This window comes from Streptomyces dryopteridis, from assembly GCF_049606955.1.
Taxonomy (GTDB): Bacteria; Actinomycetota; Actinomycetes; order Streptomycetales; family Streptomycetaceae; genus Streptomyces.
This window is the reverse complement of the sequence record NZ_CP187113.1, coordinates 4,626,444-4,641,769: the sequence shown is the minus strand read 5'-3', so window position 1 is coordinate 4,641,769 and position 15,326 is coordinate 4,626,444. Positions and strand designations below refer to the sequence as shown.

At 73.7% G+C, this 15,326-nt stretch carries 14 protein-coding genes; 7 read left to right on the top strand and 7 right to left on the bottom strand.

All coding sequences use genetic code 11. The annotated features are described in order from the left end of the window. The first annotated feature begins 130 nt into the window (after positions 1-130). Positions 131-1,594 (top strand): cysteine desulfurase/sulfurtransferase TusA family protein, encoded by a 1,464-nt coding sequence (locus tag ACN20G_RS19780; protein WP_424214127.1) that lies wholly within the window; start codon positions 131-133, stop codon positions 1,592-1,594. A gap of 111 nt (positions 1,595-1,705) precedes the next feature. Here the strand turns inward: ACN20G_RS19780 and ACN20G_RS19775 are convergent, their stop codons facing one another. Beyond that, positions 1,706-2,683, bottom strand: coding sequence for a carbohydrate kinase family protein (locus ACN20G_RS19775; RefSeq protein WP_424214126.1), 978 nt, complete (start codon positions 2,681-2,683; stop codon positions 1,706-1,708). A 132-nt stretch (positions 2,684-2,815) separates the two neighbouring features. Here ACN20G_RS19775 and ACN20G_RS19770 point away from each other — a divergent pair, with 132 nt between their 5' ends. Next, positions 2,816-3,031, top strand: coding sequence for a hypothetical protein (locus tag ACN20G_RS19770; RefSeq protein WP_424214125.1), 216 nt, complete (start codon positions 2,816-2,818; stop codon positions 3,029-3,031). Positions 3,032-3,118: 87 nt separating this feature from the next. Then, positions 3,119-4,615 (top strand): hypothetical protein, encoded by a 1,497-nt coding sequence (locus tag ACN20G_RS19765; protein ID WP_424214124.1) that lies wholly within the window; start codon positions 3,119-3,121, stop codon positions 4,613-4,615. 147 nt (positions 4,616-4,762) lie between these two features. Here the strand turns inward: ACN20G_RS19765 and ACN20G_RS19760 are convergent, their stop codons facing one another. Beyond that, on the bottom strand, positions 4,763-5,119 hold the full coding sequence (locus ACN20G_RS19760) for an iron-sulfur cluster assembly accessory protein (RefSeq protein ID WP_424214123.1): 357 nt from the start codon (positions 5,117-5,119) through the stop codon (positions 4,763-4,765). 245 nt (positions 5,120-5,364) lie between these two features. Between ACN20G_RS19760 and nadA the strand changes: the two genes are divergently transcribed. Beyond that, positions 5,365-6,552 (top strand): quinolinate synthase NadA, encoded by a 1,188-nt coding sequence (gene nadA, locus ACN20G_RS19755; protein ID WP_424214122.1) that lies wholly within the window; start codon positions 5,365-5,367, stop codon positions 6,550-6,552. An 84-nt stretch (positions 6,553-6,636) separates the two neighbouring features. Here nadA and ACN20G_RS19750 read toward each other — a convergent pair whose 3' ends face one another. The 3 genes from ACN20G_RS19750 to ACN20G_RS19740 form a co-directional block, all read right to left on the bottom strand. Further along, entirely contained in the window at positions 6,637-9,822 is a 3,186-nt protein-coding gene (locus ACN20G_RS19750) for an efflux RND transporter permease subunit (RefSeq protein ID WP_424214121.1), read from the bottom strand. A gap of 134 nt (positions 9,823-9,956) precedes the next feature. After that, positions 9,957-10,700, bottom strand: a complete 744-nt coding sequence (locus ACN20G_RS19745) for a response regulator (protein ID WP_424214120.1) — start codon at positions 10,698-10,700, stop codon at positions 9,957-9,959. 65 nt (positions 10,701-10,765) lie between these two features. Then, the gene (locus ACN20G_RS19740; protein ID WP_424214119.1) at positions 10,766-11,593 is read right to left on the bottom strand and encodes an adenosylcobinamide-GDP ribazoletransferase; all 828 of its coding nucleotides are present in this window, start codon (positions 11,591-11,593) and stop codon (positions 10,766-10,768) included. Positions 11,594-11,663: 70 nt separating this feature from the next. On the opposite strand from ACN20G_RS19740, the gene ACN20G_RS19735 reads away from it, so the two are divergent. After that, positions 11,664-12,479, top strand: a complete 816-nt coding sequence (locus ACN20G_RS19735) for a hypothetical protein (protein ID WP_424214118.1) — start codon at positions 11,664-11,666, stop codon at positions 12,477-12,479. 71 nt (positions 12,480-12,550) lie between these two features. Here the strand turns inward: ACN20G_RS19735 and pspAA are convergent, their stop codons facing one another. Then, positions 12,551-12,829, bottom strand: coding sequence for a PspA-associated protein PspAA (gene pspAA / locus ACN20G_RS19730; protein WP_424214117.1), 279 nt, complete (start codon positions 12,827-12,829; stop codon positions 12,551-12,553). A gap of 12 nt (positions 12,830-12,841) precedes the next feature. Next, a complete protein-coding gene (locus ACN20G_RS19725; RefSeq protein WP_424214116.1) occupies positions 12,842-13,636 on the bottom strand; it encodes a PspA/IM30 family protein in 795 nt (264 codons plus the stop codon). A gap of 277 nt (positions 13,637-13,913) precedes the next feature. Between ACN20G_RS19725 and ACN20G_RS19720 the strand changes: the two genes are divergently transcribed. Both ACN20G_RS19720 and ACN20G_RS19715 read left to right on the top strand, forming a co-directional pair. Continuing rightward, on the top strand, positions 13,914-14,522 hold the full coding sequence (locus ACN20G_RS19720) for a DUF3043 domain-containing protein (protein ID WP_424215594.1): 609 nt from the start codon (positions 13,914-13,916) through the stop codon (positions 14,520-14,522). Next, complete coding sequence (locus tag ACN20G_RS19715) at positions 14,519-15,241, top strand: class I SAM-dependent methyltransferase (RefSeq protein ID WP_424215593.1); 723 nt, start codon at positions 14,519-14,521, stop codon at positions 15,239-15,241. Before ACN20G_RS19720 ends, ACN20G_RS19715 begins: the two co-directional genes overlap by 4 nt. The last annotated feature ends 85 nt before the right edge of the window (positions 15,242-15,326 follow it).

Sequence of the window (15,326 nt, the reverse complement as noted above, 5' to 3'; positions counted from 1 at the left end):
CCCCGAAGGGGTGGATCCGCCGTTGGGGGGACCGGCCGAAAAGGGTTCGGGTACACCCGTTCGGCCCCTGAACCCCCGCCGCCGGAAGGCTTCTGACGGGGGGTGGGAGGCGGTGTTCTACCGTGGCCCGATGCCGTACTTCGACGTCGCGTCCGCAGCTCCCCTCCATCCCGTGGCCCGGGCCGCCCTGCTCGCGGCCGTGGACGAGGGGTGGGCGGACCCGGCCCGGCTGTACCGCGAGGGACGGCGGGCCCGGCTGCTGCTGGACGCCGCGCGGGAGACGACGGCGGAGGCCCTGGGGTGCCGGCCGGACGAGCTGTCGTTCACTCCTTCGGGGACGCACGCCGTTCACGCGGGCCTCGCGGGCGCCCTCGCGGGCCGCCGGAGGATCGGGGCCCACCTGCTCGTGTCGGAGGTCGAACACAGTTCGGTGTTGCACGCGGCCGAGGCCCACGAGGCGGCCGGTGGCTCGGTGGGGCGGCTGGGCGTGGACCGGACGGGCGCGGTGCGGCCCGCCGACTGGGCTGCGGCGCTGGCGGAGCGGCCGGACACGGCGGTGGCCGCGTTGCAGTCGGCCAATCACGAGGTGGGCACGGTGCAGCCGGTGCCCGAGGTGGCGGAGGTCTGCGCGGCGGCGGGGGTGCCGTTGGTGGTGGACGCGGCCCAGTCCCTGCCGTGGGGTCCGCCGCCCGCGGGCTGGTCGGTGCTGTGCGGGTCGGCGCACAAGTGGGGCGGGCCGGCCGGGGTCGGGGTGTTGGCGGTGCGCAAGGGGGTGCGGTTCCGGCCCGCGGGTCCGGCGGACGAGCGGGAGGCGGGGCGCAGCCCGGGCTTCGTGAACCTGCCGGCGGTGGTGGCGGCGGCGGCCTCGTTGCGGGCGGTGCGGGAGGAGGCGGAGGCCGAGGGGGCGCGGCTGCGGCTGTTGGTGGACCGGTTGCGGCGGCGGGTGGCGCGGTTGGTGCCGGACGTGGAGGTGGTGGGGGCGGCGGACGAGCGGCTGCCGCACCTGGTGACGTTCTCCTGTCTCTATGTGGACGGGGAGACCTTGTTGCACGAGTTGGACCGGGCCGGGTTCGCGGTGTCCTCGGGGTCCTCGTGCACGAGCTCGACCCTGACGCCGAGCCATGTGCTGCGGGCGATGGGGGTGCTGTCGGAGGGGAACGTGCGGGTGTCCCTGCCGCGCGGGACGGCGGCGGCGGAGGTGAACGCGTTCCTGGCGGAGGTGCCGCGGGTGGTGGCGGGGGTGCGGGAGCGGTTCGGGATGCCGACGGACGGGTCCGCGCCGGGCGGGTCGGCGGCGGCCGGGGGCGGGGGCGCGGAGTCGGTGACGGTGGACGCGACGGGGACCCGGTGTCCGCAGCCGGTGATCGAGTTGGCGCGGGCGATCGGGTCGGTGGCGGTGGGCGGGACGGTGACGGTGCTGAGCGACGACGAGGTGGCGGCCCTGGACGTGCCGGCGTGGTGCGGGTTGCGGGGGCACGAGTACCTGGGCGCGGAACCGGTCGCGGGTGACGCGGGTGACACGGGTGACGCAGGTGACGCGGACGGGGTCCCGGCCGGCGGGGTCGTGGCGTACCGGGTGCGGCGGGTGGTCTGAGCGGGCCCGTCCCCTCTCCCCCGGCTCCCGCGGCCCGGGACGCGACGCGGCCCGGCGCCCGTCGGGTGACGGGGCCGGGCCGGCGGCGGTCGGGTGGGCCGGTCTGGCCGGTCAGACCGCGAGGTGCGTGCGGACCTCGGCGGCGGCGTCCTCGCCGTACGCCTTGGTGAAGCGCTCCATGAAGTGGGCGCGGGCCAGGGTGTACTCCTGGGTGCCGAGGGTCTCGATGACGAGGGTGGCGAGCATGCAGCCGACCTGGGCGGCGCGCTCCAGGTCCACGCCCCAGCCGAGGCCGGTGAGGAAGCCGGCGCGGAAGGCGTCGCCGACGCCGGTGGGGTCGACCTTGGCGGTCTCCTCGGCGCAGGCGACCGTGATGGTCTCCTGGCCGGCGCGCTCGATGCGCACGCCGCGGGCGCCGAGGGTGGTGACGCGGGTGCCGACCTTGGCGAGGATCTCCTCGTCGGTCCAGCCGGACTTGGTCTCGATGAGGCCCTTCTCGTACTCGTTGGAGAAGAGGTAGGTGGCGCCCTCCATGAGGGTGCGGATGTTCTCGCCGTCCATGCGGGCGATCTGCTGGGAGAAGTCCGCGGCGAAGGGGATGCCGCGGGTGCGGCACTCCTCGGTGTGGCGGAGCATCGCCTCGGGGTCGTCGGCGCCGATCAGGACCAGGTCGAGGCCGCCGACGCGGTCGGCGACGGACTTGAGCTCGATCTGGCGGGCCTCGCTCATGGCGCCGGTGTAGAAGGAGCCGATCTGGTTGTGGTCGGCGTCGGTGGTGCAGACGAAGCGCGCGGTGTGCAGCACCTCGGAGATGCGCACGGAGGCGGTGTCCACGCCGTGCCGGTCGAGCCAGGCGCGGTACTCGTCGAAGTCGCTGCCGGCCGCGCCGACGAGGATCGGGTTGGCGCCGAGCTGTCCCATGCCGAAGCAGATGTTCGGGCCGACACCGCCGCGACGCACGTCGAGGTTGTCGACGAGGAAGGAGAGGGAGACCGTGTGGAGCTGGTCGGCGACGAACTGGTCGGCGAAGCGGCCCGGGAAGGTCATGAGGTGGTCGGTGGCGATGGAGCCGGTGACTGCGATGCGCACGGCGGTTTCTGCTCCCTTGGGGGACCGGACGTTGACAGTCAACGCTACCCGGAGGATCGGAGCCTTCCGACCGGGCGAAACTACCCCGTAGTAGGTCTTTCGTCGCAAGTCGCCGAAGCCTACGGTGCCGGTATGACCCAGTCGACGGCACGGCGTGCGCACGGTGAGTACAGCATCTCGGGGGCCGGTCTCGCCGGGCTCCGCGGGGATTGCGCCCGGATGGCGCCCCATTGGACGGTGCCGGCCGAGCCCCGGCGGGAGCCGGCCTCGCCGGATCGGATCGCGGGGGTGCGGGTGCCGGCGGCCTCGGCCCGGCTGATCGCGGGCACGGCGCCGTTCGGCGACTGACCCCGGGGGCCCGGCGTTCGGGGTGGGGAACCGATTCGGCGCCACCTCCGTCACATCCGCGTCAGCTACCGACGAAGGAGCGATGCGGTGACCACCGAGCGGCGGCACGACCCTTCCCCCCGTCCCGAGCCGGCCCCGGCCGGCGGTTCCGCCCGGCGGCGGCGCGGCACGCTGCTCGCGTCCGTCCTCGCGGTGCTGGTGGCGGGCGGCGGGGTCACGTGGTGGGCGACGGCCGGGGGCGGCGGCGGGCCGGAGGTCCGGCCGGTGTCCCTGGCGGCCTTGGGCGAGCGGCCGGGTTCGGCCGCGCCGGAGGCGGGCGCGGGGCGTTCGGCGGACGGACCGAGCGCGCCGGGGATCGCGCCGGGCGAGCCGGACCCGGGCGGGTCGGGGGTGCGGTACGTGGCGAAGGGCGCGCTGCCCGGGGATGCCGGGCCGGCCTCCGCCTACCTGCCCCGGCCGGTGTCGGCCGAGCGGGTGGCGCGGCTCGCGGCGGCCCTGGGCCTGTCGGGCACGCCGGTCCGCGAGGGCGGGCAGTGGGTGGTCGGGGAGGCCGCGGACGGCACGGGTCCCCGTTTGACGGTCTCGGACTCCGGGTCGGGCACGTGGAGCTTCGCGCGGTTCCGGGGGGCCGGCGGGGACGATTGCGTGCGGGGCAAGGACACGTGCGGGCCGGCGACGGTGCCGGGCTCGGGCGCGGCGGGCACGGATCCGGCGGGCACGGCGGGGAACGCGACCCCGCCCGGGCAGGAGGCGGCGCGGAAGGCGGCCGACCCGGTGCTCGCGGCGGCCGGGCTGTCGGGGGCCCGGATCGGGGCCTCGGGCACGCTGGGGTCGGCGCGGGTGGTGACGGCGGATCCGGTGGTGGGCGGGCTGCCGACCCAGGGCTGGACCACCTCGGTGCGGGTGGGCGCGGACGGGGTGGTGACGGCGGCGAACGGGGAGTTGGCCGAACTGGCGGCGGGTGCGGCGCGGCCGGCGCTGGGCGCGGAGCGGGCCCTGGAGCGGTTGAACGCGGCCTCGGCGCCGGCCCCGGTCCGGCCGACGCGCGGCCCCGAGGGCTGTGTGCCGGACGCGCCGATGGATCCGGGGGCCGCGGCCTCGGGTTCGGCGGTGCCCTGTGACCCGGACCCGCGGCCGATCGCGCCGCCGGCGCAGCCGCGCACGGAGACGGTGGAGAAGGCGGAGCGGGGGCTGACGGCGGGCACGGAGGCGGGGGCCCGGGCGCTGGTGCCGGCGTGGCTGTTCACGGTCTCGGGTCCGGCCGGGCGGACGGTGGCGCAGCCGGCGTGGGAGTCGGCGGAGCCGGGTCCGGGGCGGCCGGGCGGGGAGACGGTGCCGGGGTTCTCGTACACGGACCGGGACCGGGCGCTGACGGTGCGGTTCTGGGGCGGGGTGTGCTCGACGTACTCGCTGGAGGTGGCGGAGTCGGCCGCCGAGGTGCGGGTGCGGGTGCTGGACCACGGGTTCGAGGGGAACTGCGTGATGGTGGCGAAGGAGGCGGAGCTGACGGCGACGCTGAAGGCGCCGTTGGGCGCTCGGAAGGTGGTCGACGCGACCTCGGGCGAGACCCTGCGCCGGGGCTGAGGGGCGCCGGCGGAGCGGGGCCGGGCGGTCGGGGCCGGGTGGGAACGCGCGAGGGCGGGTCGGACGGGAGTGTTCCCGTCCGGCCCGCCCTCGCGATGTTCCTCGGCGCGTCGTCGCGGCCACCGGGGTCCGGCGGCCGGGGGTCGACTAGCTGAAGGAGTCGCCGCAGGCGCAGGAGCCGGTGGCGTTGGGGTTGTCGATCGTGAAGCCCTGCTTCTCGATGGTGTCGACGAAGTCGATGGAGGCGCCGCCGAGGTAGGGGGCGCTCATGCGGTCGGTGACGACCTTGACGCCGTCGAAGTCCTTCAGGACGTCGCCGTCGAGCGAGCGCTCGTCGAAGAAGAGCTGGTAGCGCAGACCGGAGCAGCCACCGGGCTGCACGGCGACGCGGAGGGCGAGGTCTTCGCGACCTTCCTGCTCCAACAGGGCCTTGACCTTGGCGGCGGCGGCGTCGGACAGGAGGATGCCGTCGCTCACAGTGGTCTTCTCGTCCTGAACGGACATCTGTATTCACTCCCGGTGTGGGGCGGACTCTTGCCGTCGGCTGCAACCGACGCGGCCACGGATTCATTCCCATGCTCGCACACCGGTGTCGGAGGGCGGGCCGATCAAGCCGTCCGGGGGAATTCGTCACATCGACATTTAGGCATCGTCAAAGTGACGTGAACCGGTTATGATATATAGCGTCAATCCGACGAAAAGTCGACGAAGAAGTCGGCTCGCTCGTGAGAAGTCGCAGAACAGAAAGGGTGCGTGTCGTGACCACCGCCCAGCCTTTGGACGTCCAGCCGACGCCCCTTGCCCTGTTGCTCCTCGGCCGCGAGGCCGACCCGCGCAGTGAGCGCGGCGTGGAGTGTCCGGGTGACCTGCCCTCGCCGTCCGACCCGGATCTCGTGGCGCGCGCCCGCGCGGCGAAGGAGAAGCTCGGCGACCGGGTGTTCGTGCTGGGGCACCACTACCAGCGCGACGAGGTCATCGAGTTCGCCGACGTCACCGGCGACTCCTTCAAGCTGGCCCGGGACGCCGCCGCCCGCCCGGACGCCGAGTACATCGTCTTCTGCGGCGTGCACTTCATGGCCGAGTCCGCGGACATCCTCACCAAGGACGACCAGAAGGTCGTGCTCCCCGACCTCGCCGCCGGCTGCTCGATGGCCGACATGGCCACCGCCGAGCAGGTCGCCGAGTGCTGGGACGCGCTGACCGACGCCGGGATCGCGGACGTGACCGTGCCGGTCTCGTACATGAACTCCTCGGCCGACATCAAGGCGTTCACCGGCAGGCACGGCGGCACCATCTGCACCTCCTCCAACGCCGAGCGCGCCCTGAACTGGGCCTTCGAGCAGGGCGAGAAGGTGCTGTTCCTGCCCGACCAGCACCTGGGCCGCAACACGGCCGTCCGCGACATGGGCATGTCCCTGGAAGACTGCGTGGTCTACAACCCGCACAAGCCGAACGGCGGCCTGACCGTCGAGCAGCTGCGGGCCGCGAAGATGATCCTGTGGCGCGGGCACTGCTCGGTGCACGGCCGGTTCTCGCTGGACTCGGTGAACGACGTGCGCGAGCGGATCCCGGGCGTCAACGTGCTCGTGCACCCCGAGTGCAAGCACGAGGTGGTCGCCGCCGCCGACCACGTGGGCTCCACCGAGTACATCATCAAGACCCTGGAGGCGGCCCCGGCCGGCTCGAAGTGGGCGATCGGCACCGAGCTGAACCTGGTCAAGCGGCTGGCGAATCGTTTCGCCCCGGAGGGCAAGGAAGTCGTCTTCCTCGACCGCACCGTCTGCTTCTGCTCCACCATGAACCGCATCGACCTCCCCCACCTCGTCTGGACCCTGGAGTCCCTCGCCGAGGGCACCCTGGTCAACCGGATCCAGGTGGACGAGGAGACCGCGAGCCACGCCAAGCTCGCCCTGGAGCGCATGCTCGCCCTTCCGTAACCCGGCGCGCACGGCAGGAGGGGGCGGTCCCGGTCGGGACCGCCCCCTCCTGTCATTCACCCCTCACGGGGCCTCGCACGAACCTCAGGTCCGCGCCGGCTCGCCCTTCGCCTCGTGCTCGGGGGCCTTCGAGCCCCCGCCGCCCGAACCGGCGACCGGCTCCGAACGCGCCGCCCGCTTCGCCGCGCGCTTCGCCGCCCGCCGCTCCTTGAACAGCTCGATCATCGTGTACAGGGTCGGCACGAGCAGCAGGGTCAGCAGCGTCGAGGTCACCAGACCGCCGATCACCACGATCGCGAGCGGCTGCGAGATGAACCCGCCCTCGCCCGTCACGCCCAGCGCCATCGGCACCAGCGCGAAGATCGTCGCCAACGCCGTCATCAGGATCGGCCGCAGTCGGTGCCGGCCGCCCTCGATGACCGCCTCGATCACGCCCAGGCCCTGCGCCCGGTACTGGTTGACCAGGTCGATCAGCACGATCGCGTTGGTCACCACGATGCCGATCAGCATCAGCATGCCGATCATCGCGGGCACGCCCATCGGGGTGCCGGTCACGAGCAGCAGGCCCAGCGCGCCGGTCGCCGCGAACGGGATCGACACCAGCAGGATCAGCGGCTGGATCAGCGAGCGGAACGTCGCCACCAGCAGGATGAACACGATCGCGATCGCGGCCAGCATCGCCAGCGCCAGGTTCGTGAACGCCTCGTCCTGGTCGGAGCTGACCCCGCCCGTGCTCGCCGTCGCGCCCTCGGGCAGGTCCAGCGCCTTCAGCTTGGCCTGGAGCGCGGCCGTGACCGCGCCGGTGTTGTCGCCGACCGGCTTCGCCGTGATCGTCGCCGACCGGGCCCCGTCGATCCGGGTCATCGACACCGGACCGGGCACCTCCTTCACCTCGGCCACGTCGCCCAACCTGACCGGGCCCACCGGCAGCGCGCGCAGCTGCTCCAGGGTGGTCGTCGGCGTCTTGGAGACCACCACCACGTCCCGCTCGGCGTTGTCCAGCACGGCCTTGCCGACCGTGTTCCCGCGCACCGCCTGGGTCACGATCGCGCCCAGCGCGGCCTGGTTCAGCCCCAGGTCGGCGGCCTTCGGGCCGGCCGTCACCGAGATCCGCGGCACGGACTGCGACAGGTCGCTGGTCACGTCGGTCACGTCGTCCAGCCCGGCCACCGCCGCGCGCACCTGCTCGGCGGCCTTGTTCAGCACCTCCGGGTCACCGGCCTTGACCACGACGCTCAGGTTCTGGCCGCCGAAGCCGCCGCCCCCGGAGATCGTGGTGTCGCCGACGTCCTTCAGCTTCTTCAGGCCCGCCTCGATGCGGCCCTTGACCGCCTCGGAGTCCTTCGCGTCCTTCAGCGTGATCTGGTGGCTCGCCTGGTTGGAGCCGGTGCCCCCGCCGAACGCCGCCATGAACCCGGAGGACCCGACGGTCACCTGGTGGTCCTTGACCCCCTCGGTGTCGTCGAGGAGCTTCTCCACCTTCTTCGCCGCCGCGTCGGCCGCCGCGAGCGAGGCGCCCGGCGCGAGCTGCTGCTTGACCGTCAGCGTCTCCTGGTCGCCCTGGTCGAAGAAGTTCGTCTTCAGGAGCGGGGTCATCGCGAAGGTGCCCACGAGGACCACCGCCGCGATGCCCAGGCTCGCCAGGCGCCGCCGGGTCGCGAACCCGAGCACCCGCACGTACAGGCCCTGGAGCTTCGAACGGGCCTCCTTCTCCTCGGCCGCGCGACGCGCCGCCTCCGGTTCCTCCGCGGTGCCCTTCGGCGCGCGCAGGAACCAGTACGACAGCACCGGCACCACGGTCAGCGACACCAGCAGCGAGGCCAGCAGCGCCGCCGTCACCGTCAGCGAGAAGGAACCGAACAGCTCGCCCACCATGCCGCCGACCAGACCGATCGGCAGGAACACCGCGACCGTGGTCAGCGTGGACGAGGTCACCGCGCCGGCCACCTCGCCGACCGCCGTCGTGATCGCCTTCTGCCGCTCCTCGCCGTAGCTCAGGTGCCTCTTGATGTTCTCCAGCACCACGATCGAGTCGTCCACGACCCGGCCGATCGCGATGGTCAGCGCGCCCAGGGTCAGCATGTTCAGCGACAGGTCACGCGTCCACAGCACGATCAGCGCCAGCACCACCGACAGCGGGATCGACACCGCCGTCACCAGCGTGGACCGCAGCGAGGCCAGGAACACCAGGATCACCAGCACCGCGAAGACCAGACCGAGGGCGCCCTCGGTGGTCAGGCCCGAGATCGACTTGGCCACCGCCGGACCCTGGTCGCTGACCACGGTCAGGTCCGCGCCGGCGCCCAGGCCCGCCTTCAGCTCGGGCAGCTTCTCCTTGACGGCGTCCGAGATGCCGACGGCCGAGCCGTCCTTGTCCATCGTCACCATCACGCCCAGGCTGGGCTTGCCGTTGGTGCGCGTCAGCGAGTCGGCGGGGGCCTCGGCCCGCTCCACGCTCGCCACGTCGCCCAAGCGCACCGCCGGCTTCGGCTCGGCGGCCTGACCGCCCTGGCCCGCGCCCGGCACGCCGGCCGGGATCCGCAGGTCGCGGATCTGCTCCAGCGAGGAGTACCCGGAGCCGACCCGCACCGTGCGGTTCTGCCCGTTCTCGTCGAAGGCGCCGGCCGGCATCGCCACGCCGCCCGCCTTGAGGGCGTCCGCGAGCTTCCCCGCGTCCAGCCCGGCCTCGGCGAGCTTCGCCGGGTCCGGGGTCACCGTCACGCGCACGTCGCGCACGCCGGTCACCGTCACCTGCGCGACCCCGTCCACGTCGGACAGGGCCGGCACCACCGTCTTCTCCAGCCGGTCCGCCAGCGCCTGCTGGTCCGTGCCGGAGGAGGCCGCCAGCACCACCGTCGGGATGTCGTCGGTGGATCCCGCGAACACCTGCGGGTCCACCTCGGCGGGCATCCGGGCCCGGGCCCGGTTCACCGCCTGCTGCACGTCGGCCACGAGCTGCTTGGTGCTCGTGTCCCCGTAGTCGAACGAGGCCATGATCAGGGCGTTGCCCTCGGAGGCCGTCGAGGTCACGGACTTGACGTCCGAGATCCCCTTCAGGCCCGCCTCGATGGGCTCGACGACCTGCTTCTCCACCACGTCGGGCGCGGCGCCCGGGTACGGGGCCAGCACGGAGACCATCGGCAGTTCGATGGAGGGAAGGAGCTGCTGTTTGAGCTGGGGCACGGCTATGGCGCCGAAGACGAGCGCGACGATCGACACGAGGCCGATCAGCGCCCGCTGCGCGAGGCTGAATCTGGACAGCCAGGACATGGATGTGGGTTCTCTCTGCCGAACGGTCTGCGGGGCGTACCCACACTCCCCCACCGCTCGGGCCGCTGTCCTCGCCCGCAGGTCCCGTCCTTTAACCGGTGCCTACCGCGATCGCAGTACGCCGCGCCGGCCGGCTACTCCACCCGTGGGCGGACCAGTCCCGATTCGTACGAGATGACCACCAGCTGCGCCCGGTCCCGGGCCCCGAGCTTGGCCATCGCCCGGTTGACGTGCGTCTTCACCGTCAACGGGCTGACCGCCAACCGACCCGCGATCTCGTCGTTCGACAGCCCCGCCGCCACCTGGGTGAGCACCTCGCGCTCCCGGACCGTCAGCAGCGCCAGCCGCTGCGCGTGCGCGCCCGCGAGCGGACCGCCCGCCGCGTCCGCCGCCTCGCCCTGCGCGAGGAACGACGCGATCAGGCCCTTCGTGGCCGCCGGCGACAACAGGGCCTCCCCCGCCGCCGCCACCCGGATCGCGCCGAGCAGGTCCTCGGGCTCCGCGCCCTTGCCGAGGAAGCCCGAGGCACCCGCGCGCAGCGCGCCCACCACGTACTCGTCCACCTCGAACGTCGTCAGCATCACCACCCGCACCCCCGACAGCTCGGGATCCGCCCCGATCAACCGGGTCGCGGCCAGCCCGTCCGTGCCGGGCATCCGGATGTCCATCAGCACCACGTCCGGCCGGGTCTCCCGGGCCCGTTCGTACGCGGCCCGCCCGTCGGCGGCCTCCCCCACCACGACCATGTCCGGCTCCGAGTCCACCAGCACCCGGAACGCGCTGCGCAGCAGCGCCTGGTCGTCGGCGAGCAGCACCCGGATCGGGCCCGGCTCCCGCTGCGGGGCCTCGGTCTGGAGCGTACGGTCCGTGTCGTCCACGAGGTCGAGGGTACGGGGCGCGGCCGGCCGGAATCGGCCGGGTCCGGGGCCTCCCGGGCGCGGGCTCAGTGGCCGAGGGCCAGCACCACCAGGACCACCGTGCCCGCCGTCTCGGTCAGGGCCCCGAACACATCTCCCGTGACCCCCTCGAACCGGCGCACGCAGCGCCGCAGCAGTCGCTCGGCCACCGCCAGCCCCAGCAGCACCGCCACTGCGGCCTGCGCCGCCGGCCACGGCCCCAGCGGCCAGGCCAGGGCCGCCGAGACCGCCGCCGCCGCGCCCGCCACGAGCAGGGCCGCCCGTACCGGCACCACCTCGGCCACCGCCGCGCCCAGCCCGCCGGGGCGCGCGGCCGGCACCCCGACGCGGGAGGCGAGGGTGAGGGCGGCCCGGCCGGCCAGCGCCGCCGGCACCGCGCCCAGCGCCCCCCAGGCGCCCAGCTCCCGCAGCAGTTCGGCCACGGCGCCGACCTGCGCGAGCACGAGGAAGAGCAGGGTGATCACCCCGAACGGCCCGATGTCGGACGCCTTCATGATCCGCAGGGCCTCGGCGGCCGGTTTGGCGCTGCCGAGGGCGTCGGCGGTGTCGGCGATCCCGTCGAGGTGCAGGCCCCGGGTGAGGAGGGCGGGCACGGCCACCGCGGCCACCGCCGCGATCAGCGGGCCGGAGCCGAGGAGGAACAGGGCGGCGCCGGCCGCCGCCGCGAGGGCGCCGACGACGAGGCCGACCAGCGGGGCGCAGGTCATGCCGGTGCGGGCGGCCGGGCGGTCCCAGCGGGTGATCCGGGCGGGGAGCACGGTGAGCGTGCCGAACGCGAAGCGGATACCGTCGCCGAGGGAGGCCCGCGCGGGCGCGGACCCGACGGGGGGCGGAGTCAGGGAAGGATCGGTCATCGGCAGGAACGCTACCTGCCGACGGCGTGGCCAGGTCGCCCCGTGACCCGCCGGAACGGAAGGTGGTGGGATGGGTCACTGGTGGTACCGCAACATCGTGGAGCCCGGGAAGCTCCCGCTGTTGCTGGCGTTGGTGTCGTTCGTGGTGTCGTTCCTGGTCACGAGGACCATCACGCGGCTGATCCGGGCGGGCAAGGGGCCCTTCCGCAACATCCGGCCCGGTGGCCTGCACGTGCACCACGTGGTGCCGGGGGTGGTGCTGGTGATCATCGGCGGGTTCGGGGCGGTGGGCAGCGGCCGGTACGGCTTCGGGGCCCTGTTGTCGGCGGTCCTGTTCGGCCTGGGGGCCGGGCTGGTGCTGGACGAGTTCGCGCTGATCCTGCACCTGGACGACGTGTACTGGAGCGAGCAGGGCCGCAAGAGCGTGGAGATCGTGGTGCTGACGGCGGCGCTGGTGGCGCTGGTGCTGGGCGGTTTCCTGCCGTTCGGGGTGGACCAGCTGACGGCGTCGGAGCGGCAGAACCGGGGGCTGGTCGTGATGAACACGGCCACGAACTTCTTCATGGCGCTGGTGGCGCTGTGGAAGGGGAAGCCGCGCACGGCGCTGTTGGGGACGGTGGTGCCGTTCGTGGCGCTGATCGGCGCGGTGCGGCTGGCCCGGCCCGGGTCCCCCTATGCCCGGCGGTTCTACGCGAACCGGCCCCGGGCCCGGGCGAAGGCGGGGCTGCGGGCCTTCCACCACGACCGGCGATGGGCCCGGCCGCGGCGCGCGTTCACCGAGTTCATCGGCGGCGCCCCCACCCCGGAGCCGCGCGCGGACCGCGCCGCGCGACGGGAACGCGAGCGGGAACGCGAACGGGATCGGGATCGGGACCGCCGGGCCTGAACGCCGCGCCCCGCCCGCCCCGGGTGAGGGGCGGGCGGGGCGCGGGGGTGCTCGGTGCGCGGCGGGGCCGGTCAGCCGGGGATGAGGCCGTCGTCGCGGAGCATGGCGCGGACCTCGTCGACGGTGGCGTCGGGTCCGGGCAGGATCAGCTCGGAGGGCTCCAGCGCGTCGTCGGGCAGCGGGCTGCCGAGGGAGCGGACCCGGTCCAGGAGGGCGACGAGGGTGCGGCGGAAACCGGGCTCGTCGTCGTTCTCCAGTTCCTCCAGGAGCTCGTCGTCGAGCCGGTTGAGCTCGGTGAGGTGCTCGTCGGCCAGTCGGACCTGGCCCTCCCCCATGATGCGGACGATCATGATCGGCTCCGTTTACTGGCGCTTGTCGAAGCGCGGGTGCGCCTGCGGGTCGGCGGCGGTGCCGGGGGCGCCGCCCTCGATGGCCTGCTGCTGCGCCGACGGGCCGCCGGCCAGTTCGGCCTTCATGCGGGCCAGTTCCAGTTCCACGTCGGTGCCGCCGGAGAGGCGGTCGAGTTCGGCCTGGATGTCGTCCTTGGCGAGCCCGGACTGGTCGTCGAGGGCGCCGGAGGCGAGGAGCTCGTCGATGGCGCCGGCGCGGGCCTGGAGCTGGGCGGTCTTGTCCTCGGCCCGCTGGATGGCGAGGCCGACGTCGCTCATCTCCTCGGAGATGCCGGAGAAGGACTCGGCGATCTGGGTCTGCGCCTGGGCCGCGGTGTAGGTGGCCTTGATGGTCTCCTTGCGGGTCCGGAAGGCGTCCACCTTGGCCTGGAGCCGCTGGGAGGCGAGGGTGAGCTTCTCCTCCTCGCCCTGGAGGGTCTGGTGCTGCACCTCCAGGTCGGAGATCTGCTGTTGCAGCGAGGCGCGGCGGGACAGGGCCTCGCGGGCCAGGTCCTCACGGCCGAGGGCGAGCGCCTTGCGGCCCTGGTCCTCCAGCTTGCCGGACTGGGACTGGAGCTGGTTGAGCTGGAGCTCCAGGCGCTTGCGCGAGGTCGCCACGTCGGCGACGCCCCGACGCACCTTCTGCAGCAGTTCGAGCTGCTTCTGGTACGAGTAGTCGAGGGTCTCGCGCGGGTCCTCGGCCCGGTCCAGGGCCTTGTTCGCCTTCGCGCGGAAGATCATCCCCATACGCTTCATGACACCGCTCATGGGCTTCGCGCGCCCCCTTCTACGTATGTGGGCTCAAGGTCGTCGGTCGGGTCCACAGTAAGGGCCCTGTTTCCATTACCGCACTGTTCCGACGTCCGTGCGCTCCTCCTCCGGGAGGAGAAGGGTGCGACCGACGTAGCACGTCCGGTGTAGGTGATCTCCAGGAGAACCCGGAGGCGGACCCCGAGTCCCGGGGAGAACCCCGCACTGATAGGACGCCTCCCGTTGCCGGATCGTTCCCCGTCGCGGTGGGGGTACACCAGGCCGACCCCGTACCCTGGGTCTTGTGTTTGGTAGCCGTTCCTCCAAGGAAGAGAAGTCGACCTCCGCCGCGAAGGCGGCCGCCGACTCCTCGCAGCCCCGTGACCCTCAGGCCCCCAAGGGCCGCCCGACGCCGAAGCGCGCTGTCGCACAGTCGCAGCGCAGGACCGTCGTGGCCTCGACCGGCAACCGCAAGGAGGACGCCAAGCGCGCACGCGAACGCCGCCGGATCGATCTGCAGAAGCAGCGCGAGGGCATGGCCAACGGCGACGAGCGCTACATGCCGGCCCGTGACCGGGGCCCGATCCGCCGCTACGTCCGCGACTTCGTGGACTCCCGGTTCTCCGTGGCCGAGCTGTTCCTGCCGCTGGCCGTGGTCATCCTGATCCTGTCGATGGTCCGGGTGCCCGCCATCCAGAACATCGCGCTGCTGCTGTGGCTCGCCGTGATCGCCCTGATCATCGTGGACTCCGTCGGCCTGTTCATCCGCCTGCGCAAGGCCCTGAACGCCAAGTTCCCGAACGAGGCCAAGCGCGGCGCCGTCGCCTACGGCCTGATGCGCACCCTCCAGTTCCGCCGCCTGCGCCTGCCCAAGCCGCAGGTCAAGCGCGGGGAACGACCCTGAGCGACGAAGTCGTCACGAGCGCCCGCGCAGCCCTGCGCGAGGCGCTCGTCGCGCGTCAGCTCGACGAGCAGCTGACCCACCGCTACCCGGTCGGGCGTCGGCTGCGGGTCCTGGACGCGGGCAGCGGCCGGGGCGCGCGGGCGCTGCGGCTGGCCCGCGCCGGCCACGAGGTCACCGGTGTCGAACCCGATCCGGAGCTCCTGGCCGGGTCCCACACGGCGCTGGCCGCCGAGCCCGCCGGGATCCGCGACCGGGTCCGGTTCCTGGCCGGCGACGGCCGCGAGACCGGGGCCCACTTCCTGCCCGGCGCCTTCGACGTGGTCCTCGCCCACGACCTGCCGCTCGGCGAACCCGACGCCCTCCTCGCGGGGCTGGCCCGGATGCTCGCCCCCGGCGGCCTGCTGTCGCTGGTGGTGCCCAATGTGGACGCCGCCGCCCTGCGCCCCGGCATGACGGGCGATCTCGACGCCGTCCGCGCGGCCCTGGAGCCGGGCCCGGCCGAACGCGCCGGCCGGCTCGCCGATCTGACGGCGACCCTCTCGGGCATCGGCGCCCCGCTGGCCGCCTGGTACGGGGTGCACGTGTTCGCGCCCCCGCCGGAGGTCCCCGGCGCGCCGTTCTCCCCGGAGCTGTTGGAGCTGGAGGACCGGGCCGGGCGCACCGAGCCCTACCGGCGCGCCGCCACCCATCTGCACCTGTGCGGCCTGCGGCGCGGTTGACGCGCTCCCCCGCCCGCGCGGAGGGCCCCGGGCCCCGACCGCGGGTCGCGGTCGGGGCCCGGTGTCCTCCGCTCGGGCGGACTCG

Coding starts and splice junctions, on each gene's coding strand:
- ACN20G_RS19770 (WP_424214125.1), top strand. CDS start 2,816: ATGACCCAGTCGACGGCACGGCGTGCGCACGGTGAGTACAGCATCTCG.
- ACN20G_RS19725 (WP_424214116.1), bottom strand. CDS start 13,636: ATGAGCGGTGTCATGAAGCGTATGGGGATGATCTTCCGCGCGAAGGCG.
- ACN20G_RS19735 (WP_424214118.1), top strand. CDS start 11,664: ATGGGTCACTGGTGGTACCGCAACATCGTGGAGCCCGGGAAGCTCCCG.
- ACN20G_RS19750 (WP_424214121.1), bottom strand. CDS start 9,822: ATGTCCTGGCTGTCCAGATTCAGCCTCGCGCAGCGGGCGCTGATCGGC.
- ACN20G_RS19740 (WP_424214119.1), bottom strand. CDS start 11,593: ATGACCGATCCTTCCCTGACTCCGCCCCCCGTCGGGTCCGCGCCCGCG.
- ACN20G_RS19760 (WP_424214123.1), bottom strand. CDS start 5,119: ATGTCCGTTCAGGACGAGAAGACCACTGTGAGCGACGGCATCCTCCTG.
- pspAA (WP_424214117.1), bottom strand. CDS start 12,829: ATGATCGTCCGCATCATGGGGGAGGGCCAGGTCCGACTGGCCGACGAG.
- ACN20G_RS19780 (WP_424214127.1), top strand. CDS start 131: ATGCCGTACTTCGACGTCGCGTCCGCAGCTCCCCTCCATCCCGTGGCC.